At 66.1% G+C, this 16651-nt stretch carries 13 protein-coding genes and 1 tRNA gene; 9 read left to right on the top strand and 5 right to left on the bottom strand.

Annotated features, from left to right (window positions below; all coding sequences use genetic code 11):
* Positions 1–23: 23 nt before the first annotated feature.
* Both CXY76_RS05780 and CXY76_RS05775 read left to right on the top strand, forming a co-directional pair.
* Positions 24–1253, top strand: a complete 1230-nt coding sequence (locus CXY76_RS05780) for an MFS transporter (RefSeq protein WP_104163291.1) — start codon at positions 24–26, stop codon at positions 1251–1253.
* A gap of 92 nt (positions 1254–1345) precedes the next feature.
* Positions 1346–2293 (top strand): sugar-binding transcriptional regulator, encoded by a 948-nt coding sequence (locus CXY76_RS05775; RefSeq protein WP_104163290.1) that lies wholly within the window; start codon positions 1346–1348, stop codon positions 2291–2293.
* Between the two features lie 74 nt (positions 2294–2367).
* On the opposite strand, the gene CXY76_RS05770 is transcribed toward CXY76_RS05775, so the two are convergent.
* On the bottom strand, positions 2368–3729 hold the full coding sequence (locus CXY76_RS05770) for a zinc-dependent metalloprotease (protein WP_369826076.1): 1362 nt from the start codon (positions 3727–3729) through the stop codon (positions 2368–2370).
* Between the two features lie 141 nt (positions 3730–3870).
* Between CXY76_RS05770 and CXY76_RS05765 the strand changes: the two genes are divergently transcribed.
* The 3 genes from CXY76_RS05765 to CXY76_RS05755 all read left to right on the top strand — a co-directional run bounded on the left by CXY76_RS05765 (position 3871) and on the right by CXY76_RS05755 (position 8216).
* Positions 3871–4974 (top strand): PDZ domain-containing protein, encoded by a 1104-nt coding sequence (locus tag CXY76_RS05765; protein WP_104163289.1) that lies wholly within the window; start codon positions 3871–3873, stop codon positions 4972–4974.
* Between the two features lie 109 nt (positions 4975–5083).
* Complete coding sequence (locus CXY76_RS05760; RefSeq protein WP_199190204.1) at positions 5084–7993, top strand: UPF0182 family protein; 2910 nt, start codon at positions 5084–5086, stop codon at positions 7991–7993.
* Between the two features lie 149 nt (positions 7994–8142).
* Positions 8143–8216: transfer RNA gene (locus CXY76_RS05755), tRNA-Met, on the top strand.
* Positions 8217–8242: 26 nt separating this feature from the next.
* Here CXY76_RS05755 and CXY76_RS19185 read toward each other — a convergent pair.
* Positions 8243–8491 (bottom strand): hypothetical protein, encoded by a 249-nt coding sequence (locus CXY76_RS19185; protein WP_146073376.1) that lies wholly within the window; start codon positions 8489–8491, stop codon positions 8243–8245.
* Between the two features lie 239 nt (positions 8492–8730).
* Here CXY76_RS19185 and CXY76_RS05750 point away from each other — a divergent pair, with 239 nt between their 5' ends.
* From CXY76_RS05750 to CXY76_RS05735, 4 genes are all read left to right on the top strand, one after another.
* Positions 8731–9327, top strand: coding sequence for a dihydrofolate reductase family protein (locus CXY76_RS05750; protein ID WP_104163288.1), 597 nt, complete (start codon positions 8731–8733; stop codon positions 9325–9327).
* Positions 9328–9369: 42 nt separating this feature from the next.
* Positions 9370–10140, top strand: a complete 771-nt coding sequence (locus CXY76_RS05745) for a hypothetical protein (RefSeq protein ID WP_104163287.1) — start codon at positions 9370–9372, stop codon at positions 10138–10140.
* Positions 10141–10812: 672 nt separating this feature from the next.
* The gene (locus tag CXY76_RS05740) at positions 10813–11247 is read left to right on the top strand and encodes an arsenate reductase ArsC (RefSeq protein ID WP_104163286.1); all 435 of its coding nucleotides are present in this window, start codon (positions 10813–10815) and stop codon (positions 11245–11247) included.
* A 30-nt stretch (positions 11248–11277) separates the two neighbouring features.
* On the top strand, positions 11278–11946 hold the full coding sequence (locus CXY76_RS05735) for a phosphatase (RefSeq protein ID WP_104163285.1): 669 nt from the start codon (positions 11278–11280) through the stop codon (positions 11944–11946).
* Between the two features lie 63 nt (positions 11947–12009).
* Here the strand turns inward: CXY76_RS05735 and CXY76_RS05730 are convergent, their stop codons facing one another.
* From CXY76_RS05730 to CXY76_RS05720, 3 genes are all read right to left on the bottom strand, one after another.
* Complete coding sequence (locus CXY76_RS05730) at positions 12010–12387, bottom strand: hypothetical protein (protein WP_158253845.1); 378 nt, start codon at positions 12385–12387, stop codon at positions 12010–12012.
* A 138-nt stretch (positions 12388–12525) separates the two neighbouring features.
* Entirely contained in the window at positions 12526–15279 is a 2754-nt protein-coding gene (adhE, locus tag CXY76_RS05725; protein ID WP_199190203.1) for a bifunctional acetaldehyde-CoA/alcohol dehydrogenase, read from the bottom strand.
* Between the two features lie 203 nt (positions 15280–15482).
* The gene (locus CXY76_RS05720; protein ID WP_104163283.1) at positions 15483–16628 is read right to left on the bottom strand and encodes a cysteine desulfurase family protein; all 1146 of its coding nucleotides are present in this window, start codon (positions 16626–16628) and stop codon (positions 15483–15485) included.
* Positions 16629–16651 lie beyond the last annotated feature (23 nt).

The following is a 16651-nucleotide window of genomic DNA, read 5'->3' as shown; positions in this document are numbered from 1 at the left end:
GCCGTCCAGCCTAGACTTGCGGAGTGTCAGAACTCTCGCTCCGCCCCCTGTGGACCGGGCGAACCCTGGCGCTGCTGGGTATCGTCCTGGTCGCCGCCAACCTGCGCACCGCCGTCGCGGCGCTCTCGCCCATCGTCAGCGAGATCTCCACCGACATCCCGCTGACCGCAACGGCCATCGGCATCCTCGGCATGCTGCCGCCGGTCTGCTTCGCGGTCTTCGGAATCTTCACCCCGGTCTTCACCCGCCGGTTGGGCCTGGAAAACGTGCTGGTGCTCGCCCTCACCGCGATGCTCATCGGGCACCTCACCCGCGGCGCGGCCGGATCCCTGACCGCCCTGATGATCGGCAGCGTGATCACCTTCGCCGGACTCGGGGTCGGCAACGTGCTGCTGCCGCCTCTGGTGAAGAAGTACTTCCCCGACCGGGTGGGTCTGATCACCTCTCTTTACGTCACCGTGGTGTCACTGAGTACCCTGATCCCGCCGCTGATCGCCGTGCCGGTCGCGGATGCCGCCGGCTGGCGGGTGTCCCTCGGGCTCTGGGTGCTGCCCGTTGTGTTCGCCCTCGTGCCCTGGCTGACAATGTTCGTGCGACACCGCGTGCAGGTCACCCCCGGCGCCCTCGTCGAGGAAGCGGAGCCGGCGCTGCTCGGCCGGATCTGGCGTTCCTCGATCGCCTGGGCGCTGGCGGTGGTGTTCGCGGCGTCGTCGCTGAACGCCTACGCCATGTTCGCGTGGCTGCCGCAGTTGCTCATCGATACCGCGGGCGTGACCCCGGCCCAGGCCGGCACGCTGCTCTCGGTCTACGCCGCCATGGGCATCCCCTGCGCCCTGCTGATTCCGTGGCTGACCTCCCGGATGAAAAACGTGGCGATCCTGGTTTACCTGGGGGTCGCCGCCTTCCTCATCGGCGACCTCGGCCTGCTCCTGGCGCCCGGCACGCTCACCTGGCTCTGGGTGGTGCTGGCCGGCCTCGGGCCGCTGTTCTTCCCGCTCACACTGGTTCTGATCAACCTGCGCACCCGCACCCACGCCGGTTCGGTGGCCCTGAGTGGTTTCGTGCAGAGCGTCGGCTACACCCTCGGCGCGCTCGGCCCGCTGTGCATGGCCCTGCTGCACGAGATCACCGGGGCGTGGACGGCCCCGCTGCTGTTCCTGATCGGCACGGCCCTGGCGATCACCGTGGCCGGCGCCGTCGTCGCGCGTCCGCACCTGCTCGAGGACGACCTGGAGCGCCAGCACCGAGGGTGAGGCTCCTGCTCATATGAGCAAGATCGGCAACGAGTGTTGTACCGGCCGGTCAGCTCCACCTACGCTAGGGCCACGGAGGAAGGCACCAACGAATGACCGACATCGATGAGCTGCTGTCTATTCGGGCGGCCGAGCTGTACTACGAAGAGGACAAGACCCAGGACGAGATCGGCACGATCCTCCGGCTCACTCGCTGGAAGGTCGGCAGGCTGCTGGCCCAGGCCAAGGCCAACGGGTTCATCCGCATCGAGATCGTGCATCCCCGCGCCCGCCGGCTCGGCATCGAACGACAGCTGCGCAGTGCCACCGGCCTCGCCGATGCGATCGTGGTCTCCACCGCCGGAGTCGTCGACGAACTCGACCTCCAGAAACGCACCGCGCAGGCGGCCGCTGACTACCTCAGCGCACTGCGGCCGGTGCCGCGCACGCTCGGCATCAGCTGGGGACGCACCCTGTACGACATCTCGGTGCAGCTCAAGCCCGGTTGGGCCAGCGGCGTCAACGTGGTGCAGATCAACGGCGGTGTGAGCCTGAACGCCCGGCCGGGAACCGCCGCGGCCACCGCCGTCAGCATCGCCCAGAAGGGTGCGGGCCAGTTCACGCTGTTGCCCAGCCCCGCCATCCTGGAACGGGTCGAGACCAAATTGGCCATCGCCTCCGACCGGTCGGTCGCGGCGGTCCTCGAGATGGGTTCCTCGGCATCCGCCTACCTGTTCAGCGCGGGCCAGGCCGACGCGGGCTCCGCCCACGTCGACAGCGGCTACCTCACGCCGGACCAGGTCGACGAGCTGGTGCGCAAGGGTGCGGTCGGCGATGTGGTGGGCCGGTTCATCGACAGCGCCGGCCAAATCGTCGACCCGGCGCTGGACGAGCGCACGTTCGGCATCCCGCTCGAGCAATTACGCCGCGCGAAGACCGCCATCGCCGTGATCAGCGGCCCGCGCAAACACGCCATCGCGCGTTCCGTCGTCCTCAGCGGCCTGTGCACGGTCCTGATCACCGACGAAGACACCGCCCAGGCACTGATCAAAGCCGCCTGACCCCTCCGCGAACTGTGAGCTAAGCACCTAAAAACGCAAGTTTTCGGGGCTTAACTCACAGTTCGCGGGGGTGGTTACGCCTCGTGGGGGCGGTCGGGGTTGTCGTCTCGGAGGAGGTCGGCCAGGGCCTGGTCGACGTCGTCCAAGATGGGGGGCTCGCCCTTGGCGGTGGAGGTGAGCCGGGCGACCAGGGCCTGCGGGTCGTCGAGGTCCGCGGACGTCGGCAGGATGTCGGGGTGCGCCCACAGGGCATCCCTGGCCTCGTTGCCCACGGCGTCGGTGACGGCCTGCCACATCGCGGCGGCCTCACGCAGGCGGCGGGGACGCAGCTCCAGACCGACCAGGGTGGCGAACGCCGACTCCGCCGGGCCGCCGGATGCCCGGCGGCGCTTGACGGTCTCGTTGATAGCGTCCGCGCGCGGCAGCCGGCTGGTGGCCTCAACGGTGACCACGTCGACCCAGCCCTCGACGAGGGCGAGCATGGTCTCGAGCCGGCCGAGGGCGGCCAGCTGGGCGTCGGACTTGGGTGGGATTAGCGAGCCGTTCACCATGGCGTCGCGCAGCTCCTCGGGGTTCGACGGGTCGAACCCCTCGGCGAGTGACTCCAGTCGTTCGGTGTCGATGCTGATGCCGTGCGCGAAATCCGTGATCGAGCTGATCATGTGCAGGCGCAACCAGCGGGAGTGCCGGAACAGGCGGGCGTGGGCGAGTTCACGAACGGCGAGATAGATCTGCACCTGGTCGGTGGGCACATCCAGGCCCTCGCCGAACTCGGCGACGTTCTGGGGGAGCAGGGCGGCCTGCTGGTCGCCGAAGAGGGGAATGCCGATGTCGCCGCCTGAGACGACCTCGCTGGCGAGCTGGCCGACAACCTGGCCCAGCTGCATGGCGAACAGGGTGCCGCCGAGGCTGCGCATCATCTGGCTGGCGCCGGCGAGCATGCCCTTGAGCTCCTCGGGGGCCTGTTCGGTGAGCACGTTGGTGAGCGAGTCCGAAATGCTCGTCGCCACGGGCTCGGAGAGCTGGCTCCAGAGCGGCATGGTGGCGGTCACCCACTCCTTGCGGGTCATCAGGCGAGGCACGACGGTGAGCTCGGCGACGTTGATCACGTCGTCCAGCCAAAGCGCCGCGATGTGGAAGGCCTGCTCGAGCTCGGCGCGCTGGGCGTCGGTCGTGCTGAGCTGCCCGGTAACAGCGCGTTCCTGGCCCTGCTGCAGGGCGATGTCCCAGTTGATGCCGCCATCGCCGCCGCCCTTCAGGGCGCCCTGCAACTGGCTCATCAGCGCTGCCACACTCGCTGGATCATTCGGGAGTCCGGCCGCGCCGGCCAACTGGCCGGGGTCGATGGACGACTTGCCCGACAGGATGTCTCGGAGCATGTCCCGGAATTCGTCTTCTGGGTTCTGACCTTCGTCGGGTCGGGAGTCATCGGCCACTTCAGGCACCTCTCAGTTGCGTCCCTCTACGCTAGCCCGAGAACCCCGGCTAGAACTGGGAAATGACCTACGCTGGGTTCTTGCGTTGTCGCCCGTAGCGAACAGCTTGCGTACTTCCCGTTCATCCTTCTAAGGAGCCTGGTGGCCCTCTTCACCGCTGACCCGCATTCAGGCTCCGACCGACCCCGTCGGGGTTCCCGCACGGGGTGGGTGGTGCTGGGCATCGCACTGGTAACCGGGCTCACCCTGGCGATTGTGCCGTCTCCGTATGTCGTCGAGAAGCCGGGGCCGGTGTACAACACGCTCGGCTCGGCCGAATACGAAGGGGAGAAGACCGACCTCATCACGATCCCGGGCGAGACCGTGTACCCGACAGAGGGCACGCTGGACCTGCTCACGGTCTCGGTGCTCGGCAACCCGGACAACCGCCTGAACTGGTTGACGGTCGCGTCGGCCTGGCTCGATCCGAGTCAGGCGGTGGTGCCGATGGAGTCGGTCTTCCCGGCCGATGTCACCACCGAACAGCGTGACGAGCAGAACCAGGCGGCCATGGTGAACTCCCAACAGGACGCCATCGCCGCGGCGCTGACCAGCCTCGGCTACGACTACCCGACCGAATTGAGCGTCGTGTCGCTGGCCGACGAGGCGCCGGCGGCCGGCCTGATCGAGGCCGGCGACCTGATCGAGACCGTCAACGGTGAAGCCGTGGCGGACATCACCGCGCTGCGGGCCGCGCTCACCGCCAACGGCGCCGACGCGCCGGCCACCATCGGGCTGACCCGCGGCGGCGCCGAGCAGAGCGTCGAGGTGACCCCCGTCGACATCGACGGCAACGTGGTGCTGGGCATCAACGTCAAGTCGGAGTATAAGTTCCCGTTCGACGTCAACATCCAGCTCGACAAGGTCGGCGGGCCCAGTGCCGGCATGATGTTCGCGTTGGGAATCATCGACAAGCTCACCCCGGGTTCCATCCATGGCGGGGCGGATGTCGCCGGCACCGGCACCATCGACCAGTCCGGCGTCGTCGGTCCCATCGGCGGCATCCGCCAGAAGCTCTTCGGCGCCAAGGAAGCCGGTTCGGAGTGGTTCCTGGCGCCCGCCGCCAACTGCGACGAGGTCTCCGGTCATATCCCGGATGGCTTGACGGTTCTGGCCGTGAGCACCCTCGACGAGTCCCTGGCGGCGCTGGATGCCATAGGCAGCGGAGCTGACACCGGCGACCTGCCGACCTGCCCGGCAAACTGATAGCACGGGCACTTCTGGGCGAGCCCTCAGCGAACTCGGGGTTTGCCCTGAGGAGGCCTGCATAGAATGAGGGTCTGACCCCCGATCTATCAGAGCAAGAGGCCAATTCGTGACCACATCATCCGCCGGAAGCGCTCCACGCCGGAGCCGTGCCCCGCTCGCCATTACGGCAGCGATCATCGCAGGGCTGGTGATCTTGTTCTTCATCTTCGCCGGGCTGTACGCGGACGTGCTGTGGTTCGACCAGCTCGGCTTCCTCAGCGTGCTGACCACGCAGTGGATCGCCAGTGCGGTGCTGTTCGTCGTCGGGTTCCTCGGCATGGCCGTGCCGGTGTGGGTGAGCATCCAGCTCGCCTACAGGCTTCGCCCGGTCTACGCAAAGCTGAACTCGCAGGTCGACCGCTACCAGCAGGTCATCGAGCCGCTGCGCCGGCTCGCGATGTACGGGATCCCCGCCCTGCTCGGCCTCTTCGCCGGTGTCGCCGCCGCAACGCACTGGCAGACCATCCTGATGTGGCTCAACCGCACCGAAGCCGGCACCACCGACCCGCAATTCGGCTTCGACGTGTCGTTCTACCTCTTCGACCTGCCGTTCTACCAGTCGCTGCTGGCCTTCAGCTCGGCCGTCGTGCTCATCTCGGCGCTGGTCGCCCTCGCCACCTCCTACCTGTACGGCGCCATCCGCGTCACCGGCCGTGAGGTGTTCGTGGCCAAGGCCGCCCGTGTGCAGATCGCCGTCACCGCCGCCGTCTACCTGCTGCTGCAGGGTGTGAGCATCTGGCTCGACCAGTACTCCACGCTCACCCAGTCGAACGACCTGATCACGGGCGCCGGCTACACCGACGTCAGCGCCACCATCCCGGGGCGCGCCATCCTGGCCGGCATCGCGGTCTTCGTCGCCATCCTCTTCATCGTCACGGCCTTCATCGGCCGGTGGCGCCTGCCGGTGATCGGCACCGCGCTGCTGATCGTGAGCAGCCTGCTGATCGGTTCGCTCTACCCCTGGGTCGTGCAGCGCTTCCAGGTGGACCCGAGCGCGAAGACCCTCGAGGCACCGTACATCCAGCGCAACATCGACCTCACCCGGGATGCCTACGGCGTCGCCGACGTGGAAGAGATCCCGTACACCGCCACCACCACGGCCGAGCCGGGGGCGCTGCGCGAAGACGCCGAGACCACCGCGAACATCCGTATTCTCGACCCTGCCCTGGTCAGCGACGCGTTCGCCCAGCTCGAGCAGTTCAAGCAGTACTACCAGTTCCCGTCCAAGCTCGACGTGGACCGCTACACGATCGACGGCAAGTCCCAGGACACCGTGGTGTCGGTGCGTGACCTCGACCTCGGTGGCCTGAGCAGTGAGACCTGGGTCAACTCCTCGGTCGTCTACACGCACGGCTACGGCGTCGTCGCCGCATACGGCAACCAGCGCTCGGCCGACGGCCAGCCGGTGTTCCTGGAGTCCGGCATCCCCACCTCCGGATCGCTGGGCAAGTTCGAGCCGCGGGTGTACTTCGGCGAGACCTCACCGACGTACTCGATTGTCGGCGCCCCGGAGGGCACCGACCCGATCGAGCTGGACTACCCGTCCGGCGAGGACGGCGCCCAGCAGACCTACACCACCTTCACGGGTGACGGCGGTCCCAGCCTGAACGGCCCGTTCAACAAGCTGATCTACGCGCTCAAGTTCCAGTCCGAGCAGATCTTCCTGGCCAATGCGGTCAACGACGAGTCACAGATCCTCTACGACCGCGACCCGATCACCCGCGTGCAGAAGGTCGCCCCGTACCTCACGCTCGACTCCGACCCGTACCCGACCGTCGTCGACGGGCGCATCAAGTGGGTTGTCGACGCGTACACGACCTCGGCCAGCTACCCGTACTCCACCGCGGTCAGCCTGAGTGACTCCATCGCCGACACCGAGACGCCGGAGCAGCCGTTCGCGCTGGACAACATCAACTACATGCGCAACTCCGTCAAGGCGACCGTTGATGCCTACGACGGCTCCGTGACGCTGTACGCCTGGGACGAGAAGGACCCGCTGCTGCAGACCTGGCAGAAGATCTTCCCGTCGACGGTTGAGCCGATGAGCGAGATGACCGGCGACATGATGAGCCACGTGCGCTACCCGGCCGACATGTTCAAGGTGCAGCGCGCGGTCCTGGGCAAGTACCACGTGACCGACCCGGGCTCGTTCTACTCCGAAGACGACGCCTGGACGACGCCGAACGACCCCGTGTCGCCGAGCACCAACACCACGCTGCAGCCGCCGTACTACCTGACGATGCAGATGCCCGGCCAGGAAGCGCCGTCGTACTCGCTGTACTCGACCTTCATCCCCAACGCGTCCGGTGAAACCAGCCGGAACGTCCTGACGGGGTACCTCGCCGCCGACGCCGACGCGGGTGCCACCGACGGGGAACGGGCGGAGGGCTACGGCAAGCTGCGCCTGCTGACCCTGCCGAACGACATCACGGTGCCCGGCCCCGGCCAGGTGCAGGCCAAGTTCAACGGTGATCCCACGATCTCCGCCGAGCTCAACCTGCTCAAGCAGGGCCAGTCCAGTGTGCTCAACGGAAACCTGCTGACGCTGCCCGTCGGTGGCGGTCTGCTGTACGTGCAGCCCGTCTACGTGCAGTCCACCGGTGAGACCAGCTACCCGCTGCTGCAGAAGGTCCTGGTGGCTTTCGGTGACCAGATCGCCTTCGAGGACACCCTGGACAACGCGCTCAACGTGCTCTTCGGCGGTGAGTCCGGCGCCAACGCCGGCGACACCGACGTGCCGGCCGTGGAAACGCCCGCCCCGGGCGAGGCTCCCGCCGACGGAGGCACAGCCCCGTCGACTACGACCGGTGACCCGGCGACGGATGCGCAGATCAGGTCGCTCCTCGCGGAGGCCAAGCTGGCCGTGACCGAGAAGCAGGCGGCCCTGGCGTCTGGTGACTTCTCCGCCTACGGGGTTGCCGACAAGAAGCTGAACGATGCGGTCGCCGAGCTGCTGGTGCTGCTCGACCAGCAGTAGCGCGTAGTTCGCCGCCTCATCCGCGCGCGGGTGGTGCGCCGGGGAAACCCGGTCGCACCACCCGCGTTTTTTTGCGTCGGGCGCGACGCGCCCGGGCGGAGGGGCCGATTCGAAGGCCTTGAGTAACTGTGGTAACTTAGTTCTTGTAGCGCGGGGTGGAGCAGTTCGGTAGCTCGCTGGGCTCATAACCCAGAGGTCGTAGGTTCAAATCCTGCCCCCGCAACTAAGGGCGTTTCACGGAATGCCAAGTCAGTTTTCATGAAATTGACTGAGAAGGACCGGTTCAGCAGAAATGCTGGGCCGGTCCTTTCTTTTTGCCCAATCGGCGGACTCTTCAGGCTTAGCGAGCCGCCGACGTCCGGTAGCTAAATAGAAATAGCCCGCTTTTCGGCAGGCCGGATTCTTGGGTTTCGTCCCCATAGAGACGGAAACAATCATCCAGAAGAATCGCTCTTCGGATTGACGCGTCTGCGGTAACCAGAACGGCAGCACGCCCATTCATCTCCGCGCCACGCCAGGTAGGGCACGCCGTCCAGGTCAGGGTTCCCTTCTGACACAGCGTCGGCGCGCTCCCCTCGAGTTCTTCGAGTACATTCACCTGGAGCGAGGCGGAGCCGACGCTTCCCATCAAGATTGGTACTTCCGGAGAATTCCAAGCAAAACTGTCGAATTGGATCGGACGCATTCGTTGCAGTAGTGAGGCCGCCCACCAGGGGTGGCGCGAAGGGAGTAGCACCATGAAACTCACCATCAGCCTGCAGGTCACCCTGGATGGCGTCGCTCAGGCGAACGGCGGCAACAACGAGGAGATGGACCCCGGATTCACGCGCGGCGGCTGGGCGCGTGCGTTCGGCGACAAGGATGCCGCGCAATACATCCTCGATACCTGGCGGCGCCCGGATGCGTTCCTGCTTGGCCGAAAGACATTCGGCCTGTTCGAGACGTACTGGGGCACCCGAAGCAACGATGGTGGGTTCGGGGAGGCGATCAGCTCGAAGCCGAAGTACGTGGTCTCGAACACCCTGACCAATCCGGCCTGGGAGCACGCGACGGTGATCTCGGGTGACGTCGCCGCCGAGATTCGCGAGCTCAAGGCCCAGCCGGCTGGCGAGCTCCTCGTGGTCGGGAGTGCGGCGCTCGCCCGCTGGCTCCTCGAGAACGAACTTGTGGATGAGTTGAACCTCGTCCAGTTCCCGGTGATCGTCGGGGAGGGCGAGCGGCTCTTCCCGCAGAACGGCTTGGACTTCGGACTGCACGTGGAGGATTCGGTGGTGTTCGGCACCGGTATCGTTGCGCTCACCTACCGCGTGGGCGGCCGCCCTGAGTACGCCTGAGCGAGAGGACCGACACTATGCAGTATTTGATCAACGTCATCGATGACCGAAGCGACGGCTGCCGAAGCGAAGTGGCTCCTCCTGCCGGACGACCGTAGAGAGCGTGTCACGCGGGTGCTGCGCGCTCGGATCAGCGATTCCAAGCAGGATGCAGACTTGGCGAAGGTCGAGCGAGAAACCGTTGCCTATCTCCTTGCCTACGCACCCCAACTCGCCATGCCGGGCAACGGTGGGGAATTTGAGGAGGAGATTCAGGAGTACTTCGAGTCCACCCTACAATTCGGACCCGATGGCAAGCCATCATCGTGCGCCGAAGACGTTGCATTTCGGATGCCAGATCTGAGTGCGCTGAGGTGGCCGACCGTTGCGTGCAACTACGTCCAAGGCGAGCTGATGGGCCCATCGGTAAGGACCTACGAGCCGTTTGACTTTGTTCCCTGGTTGCTTTCGGACGCCAGCGATTGGGTTGAACAACGGATAAGAGACGGGCTTCTCCGAGGCCTTGCCGAGTGGGGGGTTTGGCCATGGATCGAGTTAGATACGCCGATGCTGACCCAGGAATTTGGTTTCGTGTCGCATTCATTTACGGGTGACTACGAAGTCGCGCTTCGCCGAGCTGGAAGTGTTGCGACCTTCGAGCCCGGAAGGGACGCGTTACGAGATCTTGACGATCGCATAGCGCAGAGTGCCCGCCTTGTGGGGCTCACAGAATCGTCAGTCGATCTGGTGACTCGCTTCACCCAGTCGGGGTTCGTTGAGCACTACTTCGTCGGTCGAGAAAAGCGAAGTTCTCGACGAGGGGCGAAAAACTAGGAAACCTTAGTCGATCGTCTGGGTGCCGGAGTAGATGTTAGGAGTGCCGAAGAGCAGGAGGACGCTCCCCCCGAGGATCCTCAGGTCCTGAGCGGGATGCCGCGCGCTGAAGCGACCTGGTTCTTCCGGCGGGCCGGCCACTTCGATGCATGTTGATGAACCCCTCACGTCAATCGACGAGGCGTCCTCGACGGCGAAGAGCGTGGGTGTCTCGACGGCGAGGCGCGAACCGCCGGGCCGGGACTACTCGGTTGCTGGAATGAAATCCGCCTTAGCTTGGAATCGCAACACGAAGTCCCAGAGAAAGCCCAGCTGTAGTCAGGGCTCTGGGATTCCGTGAAACGCCCACTAAAACTAAAGTCCTGGTCTCGAAAGAGACCGGGACTTTTGCGTTAAGCGAGGTTGCCCTCGTGAATCGAGTCTCCCGAGCCGCTCATCGAGCCTCCCGCTCCGCGGTGCATTGCCGAGTTGCCCCGAACCGGATGAACTGCCCTGGTGTGCGGGGGTACCTGGTCCGCACGTGGGCAACTCGGTATACGGGCTCCTCGGGAGCGGATGAACGGAAGGTGAACGGAGAGTGTGCGGTGGGTGATAAGTCGTCCCTGAATGCCGAAACCCGGGTGCATCGACTATATTGACAGATGTCGATCAATCGCCAGCCGAAGGAATCCCATGTCTGACATCAGTGCCGGCACGTCCGCCGCCAAGCCCACAGTCCTCTTCGTCTGCGTGCACAATGCCGGACGGTCCCAGATGGCCGCCGGTTACCTCGCAGCTCTCTCCGGAGGCCGTGTCGAGGTGCTCTCGGCCGGCTCCGAGCCGAAGGACCAGATCAACCCCGTCGCAATCGCGGCCATGGCCGAAGACGGCATCGACATCGCGCACAACGTGCCCAAAATCCTCACGACCGAAGCAGTCAAGGACTCCGACGTCGTGATCACCATGGGCTGCGGCGACGCCTGCCCGATCTTCCCCGGCAAGCGTTACGAGGACTGGGAGCTGGCCGACCCGGCCGGCCAGGGCATCGAATCGGTGCGCCCCATCCGCGACGATATCAAGGCGCGCATCGAGAAGCTGCTCACCGAGATCCTTCCCGTCACCGTTTAGCCCCCGACACCCGACGACAAGGCGCAAGCAATGGATGTTTCGGACCGTCGCCCGATTCCCGGGCTCACCTACCCGGAGGCGTATCTACACCGTCTCTCCGACGAGCTCTCGCTCAAGTTCTCCGGTATCTTCGGCCTCGAGACCGTGGAACGGTACGTCCTCGAGTCGTATACCAGCCTCCTGCGTGGTTCGACCGTGCGCGCGTACGTCGCCGCGCGCACGGTGCGGTTTGCCACCGACCGGCTCACCGCGCTCGCCCAGGCCAAGGGCGCGATCGCGCGGGAGGTTCCCGAGGTCCTCTTCGTCTGTGAGCAGAACGCGGGTCGGTCCCAGATGGCGGCCGTGCTCACCAGGCATCTCTCCGGCGGACGGGTGCACGTGCGCAGCGCCGGCTCGATTCCCTCTGGCGAGATCCACGCCACGGTGATCGAGGCCATGCGCGAGATCGGCCTGGACCTGGGCGAGGAATTCCCCAAGCCGCTCACCGATGACGTCGTGCAGGCCGCCGACGTCGTGGTCACCATGGGTTGCGGCGACGCCTGCCCGGTCTACTCGGGCAAGCGCTACCAGGACTGGGAGCTGGCCGACCCGGCCGGGCAGTCCCTGGCGGCCGTGCGGGGCATCCGGGACGACATACGCGCCCATGTCGTCACGCTGCTGATCAGTGTCGGCGTCGAACAGCAGCCGCTCCCGGCCTGATCAGACTCTGTGCGCATCAGCCCACCACCCACAAGAATCGGCGCGACGACCCCAGGCAGGCGGCTATTCGGTGTCCGGGTTGTCTTTGTGCTTCGTTAGTTCGGCTCGATCGTCGGCCGAGGACTGACGGTCGCTCTTGGCATGCGACCGGTCCAGAGCTGCCGCTCGGCGTTCTCCGTGGCCCGAATACGTTTCGCTGGTGTCGAGAAAGGCCTCGAGGTCGGCGGCTTCCGCTCGCTTGTCAGACTCGATGTCGCGGATGTCAGCTTCGTCGTCCCGTCGGTGCGCGTCCAGCAGGATCTTCTGGATCTTCTGATCCTGGGCGGCTTGACGCAGGTTGTGGTCCTCGTCCGGCTCGTGCTCCGGCATTTGGGCTGAGTCGGGCTCGGCAGCGTCGCCGCTGCCGTGCGGAGAGTCAGTTGGGTTGCCCACAGCCTCCATCTAACACCAATGGGTGGTGAGGAGCACCGGTGTCGTCGACCGAAAACAGGTGGCATCCTCACACAAAACGGCCCCGCACGAGTGTGCGGGGCCGTTGTGGTGGTGCAGGTCGAACGGTTACTGCTGGGAGCGTGGAGCCTACTTGCCGGCCTTGCGGGCCGGCTTCTTGGCGTCCTCGGCCGGGGCGGCAACCACTGCACCGGTCTCGTGCGCGGCGTCAACCACGGCTGCGCGTCCGGCGCGAACCTCGGCGAATGACGTGCCGTAGTACGCGGCTTCCATGAGGGTCTTCATGTCGTCCAGCATCGGCATCCGCGGGTTGGCGGGTGCGCACTGGTCGCCGTAGGCGCCCATGGCGAGCGAGTCGAGGCGGCTGATGAAGTCCTCTTCCGGCACGCCCTGTGCCTGGAAGGACGGCTTGATGCCGACCTGGTCGCGCAGCTTCTCGACGGCCTTGGCGTAGGACTCGACGCCCTCGGCCGGGGTCGAGGCCGGGAGGCCGAGGTGCTTCGCGATTTCCTGGAAGCGCTCCGGGGCGATGTAGTGCTCGTACTTGGGCCAGCTGGTCAGCTTGGTCGGTACGGTGCCGTTGTACCGGATCACGTGCGGCAGGTAGGTCGCGTTGACCCGGCCGTGGATCAGGTGCAGCTGCGCGCCGGTGACGTGCGCCATGGCGTGGACTATGCCCAGGAACGCGTTACCGAATGCCATGCCAGAGATCGACGCGGCGTTGTGCATCTTCTCGCGAGCCTTGATCACGGCGTCATCGGTGCTGCCGATGGTGCCCTTGACGCTGGTCTCGATGTTCTCGAAGATCAGCTTGATCGCGTGCAGGCAGAGGCCGTCGGTGAAGTCGTTCGCGTACACCGAGACATACGCCTCAGTGGCGTGGGTCAGGGCGTCGAAGCCGGAGTCGGCGGCGAGGAACGACGGCATCATGGCCGTGAGCACGGGGTCGATGATCGCGACGGACGGGATCAGCGCGTAGTCGGCCAGCGGGTACTTGACGCCGGTCACGTCGTCGGTGATCACGGCGAACGGGGTCATCTCGCTACCGGTGCCCGAGGTGGTCGGGATGCAGACCAGCTTGGCGAGCTCACCGAGGTCGGGGAACTTGAACGCGCGCTTGCGCACGTCGAAGAACTTTTCCTTCATGTCGGCGAAGTCGATTTCAGGGTGTTCGTAGAGCAGCCACATGACCTTGGCGGCGTCCATCGGCGAACCGCCACCGAGGGCGATGATGGTGTCCGGCTTGAAGGCGCGCATTTCCTCTGCGCCCTTCTCGACGGCGGCAACGGTGGGCTCGGGGAGCACGTTGTCGATGATCTGCAGGGCGACACGGCCCTCGCGGCGGTTGAGCACGTCGAGGATCTTGTCGACGAAGCCCAGGCGAGTCATGGTCGAGTCGGTGACGATGGTGACCCGGGTGACGTCGCGCATGTCGGCCAGGTAACGGATGGCGTTCGGCTCGAAGTAGGTCTTCGCGGGGATCTTGAACCACTGCAAGTTGTTGTTCCTCCGGCCGATGCGCTTGATGTTGATCAGGTTGATCGCCGAGACGTTGTTCGAGACGGAGTTGTGTCCGTACGAACCACAGCCGAGCGTGAGCGAGGGGATGAACGCGTTGTAGATGTCACCGATGCCACCGAGCGAGCTGGGGGCGTTGGTGATGATGCGGACAGCCTTGACGCGCTTGCCGAATTCTTCGATGATCGCGGGGTTTTCGCTGTGGATCGAGCCCGAGTGGCCCAGTCCGTCGAATTCCACCATCTGCTCGGAGAGCGAGATGCCCTCTTCGGCGTCCTTGGCGTGCATGACGGCGAGCACCGGTGCCAGCTTTTCGCGGGTCATCGGCTCGTGCGGTCCGACTCCCGAGACCTCGACCAGGATGATCGACGTGTCTTCGGGAACGCTGAAGCCGGCCTGCTGGGCGATCCACACCGGCGACTTACCGACGACGTTCGGGTTCAGCTTGGCTCCGGCGCAGTTCTCCGAGTTGGCCTGCACACCGAAGATGAACTCCTCGAGGAGGGCCTTCTCCTCCTTGTTGGTGCGGTAGGCGTGCAGGATCTTGAACTCGGCCATGGCCTCGTTGTAGAGGGGCTCTTCGATGATGACGGCCTGCTCCGAAGCGCAGATCATGCCGTAGTCGAAGGCCTTCGAGAGCACGACGTCGTTGACGGCACGCTTGAGCTTGGCGCTCTTCTCGATGAAGGCGGGCACGTTGCCGGCGCCGACGCCCAGGGCGGGCTTGCCGCAGGAGTACGCGGCGCGGACCATGGCGTTTCCACCGGTCGCGAGGATGAGGGCCACACCGGGGTGGTTCATCAGCAGGGTGGAAGCCTCGAGGGACGGCTGCTCGATCCACTGGATGCAGTTGGCGGGTGCGCCTGCTGCGATGGCGGCGTCGCGGACGACGCGGGCGGCGGCTGCGGAGGACTCCTGCGCGGCGGGGTGGAAGCCGAAGATGATGGGGTTACGGGTCTTGAGTGCGATGAGCGACTTGAAGATCGCGGTGGACGTACAGTTCGTCACGGGGGTGATGCCACAGATGACGCCGACGGGCTCGGCGATCTCGGTGATGCCGGTGATCTCGTCGCGGCTGATGATGCCAACGGTCTTGAGGTTCTGCATGGAGTTGGTGACGTGCTCGCACGCGAAGAGGTTCTTCACGGCCTTGTCTTCGAAGACACCACGGCCGGTCTCAGCGACGGCGTGAACGGCGAGCGTGGCGTGCTGGGACAGCGCGGCGACGGAGGCCTTCTTGACGATGAAGTCGATCTGTTCCTGGGTGAAGTCCGCGTAGTCCTTCAGCGCGACGTTGCCGGCTGCAACCAAGGTGTCGATCTTTGTAGCTATGGGAGTGGCGACTGGTTGGTCTGTGATCGTCATAGTTTTCCTCCTGGACAACCCGATCTGGGATCTTTGTCTCTGGTTCAAACATAGGCTGCCCCACCGCCCAAAACACGGGCCAAAGGTCCCACCCCGCTGCCAGTCGTCTCCCGTTCAGCATCCGTTCGCCCCGCACCGCAACTGTGCCCCGCGCGGACAATTGGTCCCGGTGCGCCGGGACCAATTGTCCGTTTTGGGAACAGTTACGGGGTGGCGAGGCCGCGCACGGCGGCGACGGCGTCGCGCACGCGGGCGGCTGCCTCGGCCAGCTCCGCGGCGGTGGTGGTGGCCGACAGGGTGAACCGCACGGCGGTCTGGGCGAGGTCGGCCGGGATGCCCAGGGCCGTGAGAACGTGTGACGGCTCGTCGCTGCCCGCGGCGCAGGCCGACCCGCTCGAGCAGACGATGTCGTGGCGTTCGAGTTCGAGCAGCACGGCCTCCCCGCCGGTGCCGGCGAAGGTGAACGAGGCATGGCCGGGCAGCCGGTGCAGTGGGTCCCCGGTCAGTGCGGCGCCCGGCGTGCTCTCGAGCACCGCCGTGACGAAGCCGTCCCGTAGGGCGGCCAGGGCGGGCGCGAGCTCTCGCCGTTCGGCCTCGGCCAGGTCGAGGGCGACGGCGAGCCCCACGGCCCCGGCTACGTTCTCGGTGCCGCTGCGCTTGCCGCGCTCCTGGCCGCCGCCGTGCAGCACCGGTTCGACCTGCAGGCGGCCGCGCAGGTACAGCGCGCCGACGCCCTGGGGTGCGCCGAGCTTGTGGCCGGAGATGCTCAGCGCGTCGACGCCGAGGTCTGCGACGTTCAGCTCCAGCCAGCCGGCGGCCTGCACCGCGTCGGTGTGCAACGGCACGCCGGCCGCGCGGGCGATCGCGGCGAGTTCGCGGATGGGCTGCACGGTGCCGATCTCGTTGTTGGCGTAGTGCACGGTCACGAGGGTGCTGTCCGGCCGGATGACCCGGGCGAGCTCGGCGGGGTCGACGCGGCCGGCGGCATCCGTGGCCAACAGGGTGATCTCGAACCCGTGCACCCGGCGCAGGTAGTCGCAGGATTCGAGCACGGCCTCGTGTTCGAGGTCGGTGCTGATGATGTGCCGCCCACGCGGGGTGCCGAGCGCGAGGCCCTTGATGGCAAGGTTGTCGGCCTCGGTGCCGCCGCTGGTGATGGTGATCTCGCCGGGGCGGCAGCCCAACACCGTGGCGATGCGGGTGCGCGCGGTCTTCAGGGCTGCCGCGGCGGCCTCACCCACCCGGTGGTGGCTGGACGGGTTGCCGAACCCGCGGGTCATGACCGGCCAGATGGCTTCGGCGACCTCGCGGCGGAGCGGGGTCGTCGCGGCGTTGTCCAGGTAGATCATGGCGGCTCCGGGTTCAGGTGAGG

This window comes from Cryobacterium sp. N22 (assembly GCF_002929555.1).
Taxonomy (GTDB): Bacteria; Actinomycetota; Actinomycetes; order Actinomycetales; family Microbacteriaceae; genus Cryobacterium.
The sequence above is the reverse complement of the archived record's forward strand: the minus strand, read 5'-3'. Positions and strand labels throughout refer to the sequence as shown.

What these genes read in the sequence shown, in the direction of transcription:
- CXY76_RS05730 (WP_158253845.1), bottom strand. Translation starts at nt 12,387, where the DNA reads ATGGAGGCTGTGGGCAACCCAACTGACTCTCCGCACGGCAGCGGCGAC.
- CXY76_RS05745 (WP_104163287.1), top strand. Translation starts at nt 9,370, where the DNA reads ATGACCGAAGCGACGGCTGCCGAAGCGAAGTGGCTCCTCCTGCCGGAC.
- CXY76_RS05740 (WP_104163286.1), top strand. Translation starts at nt 10,813, where the DNA reads ATGTCTGACATCAGTGCCGGCACGTCCGCCGCCAAGCCCACAGTCCTC.
- CXY76_RS05775 (WP_104163290.1), top strand. Translation starts at nt 1,346, where the DNA reads ATGACCGACATCGATGAGCTGCTGTCTATTCGGGCGGCCGAGCTGTAC.
- CXY76_RS19185 (WP_146073376.1), bottom strand. Translation starts at nt 8,491, where the DNA reads ATGGGCGTGCTGCCGTTCTGGTTACCGCAGACGCGTCAATCCGAAGAG.
- CXY76_RS05735 (WP_104163285.1), top strand. Translation starts at nt 11,278, where the DNA reads ATGGATGTTTCGGACCGTCGCCCGATTCCCGGGCTCACCTACCCGGAG.
- CXY76_RS05720 (WP_104163283.1), bottom strand. Translation starts at nt 16,628, where the DNA reads ATGATCTACCTGGACAACGCCGCGACGACCCCGCTCCGCCGCGAGGTC.
- adhE (WP_199190203.1), bottom strand. Translation starts at nt 15,279, where the DNA reads ATGACGATCACAGACCAACCAGTCGCCACTCCCATAGCTACAAAGATC.
- CXY76_RS05750 (WP_104163288.1), top strand. Translation starts at nt 8,731, where the DNA reads ATGAAACTCACCATCAGCCTGCAGGTCACCCTGGATGGCGTCGCTCAG.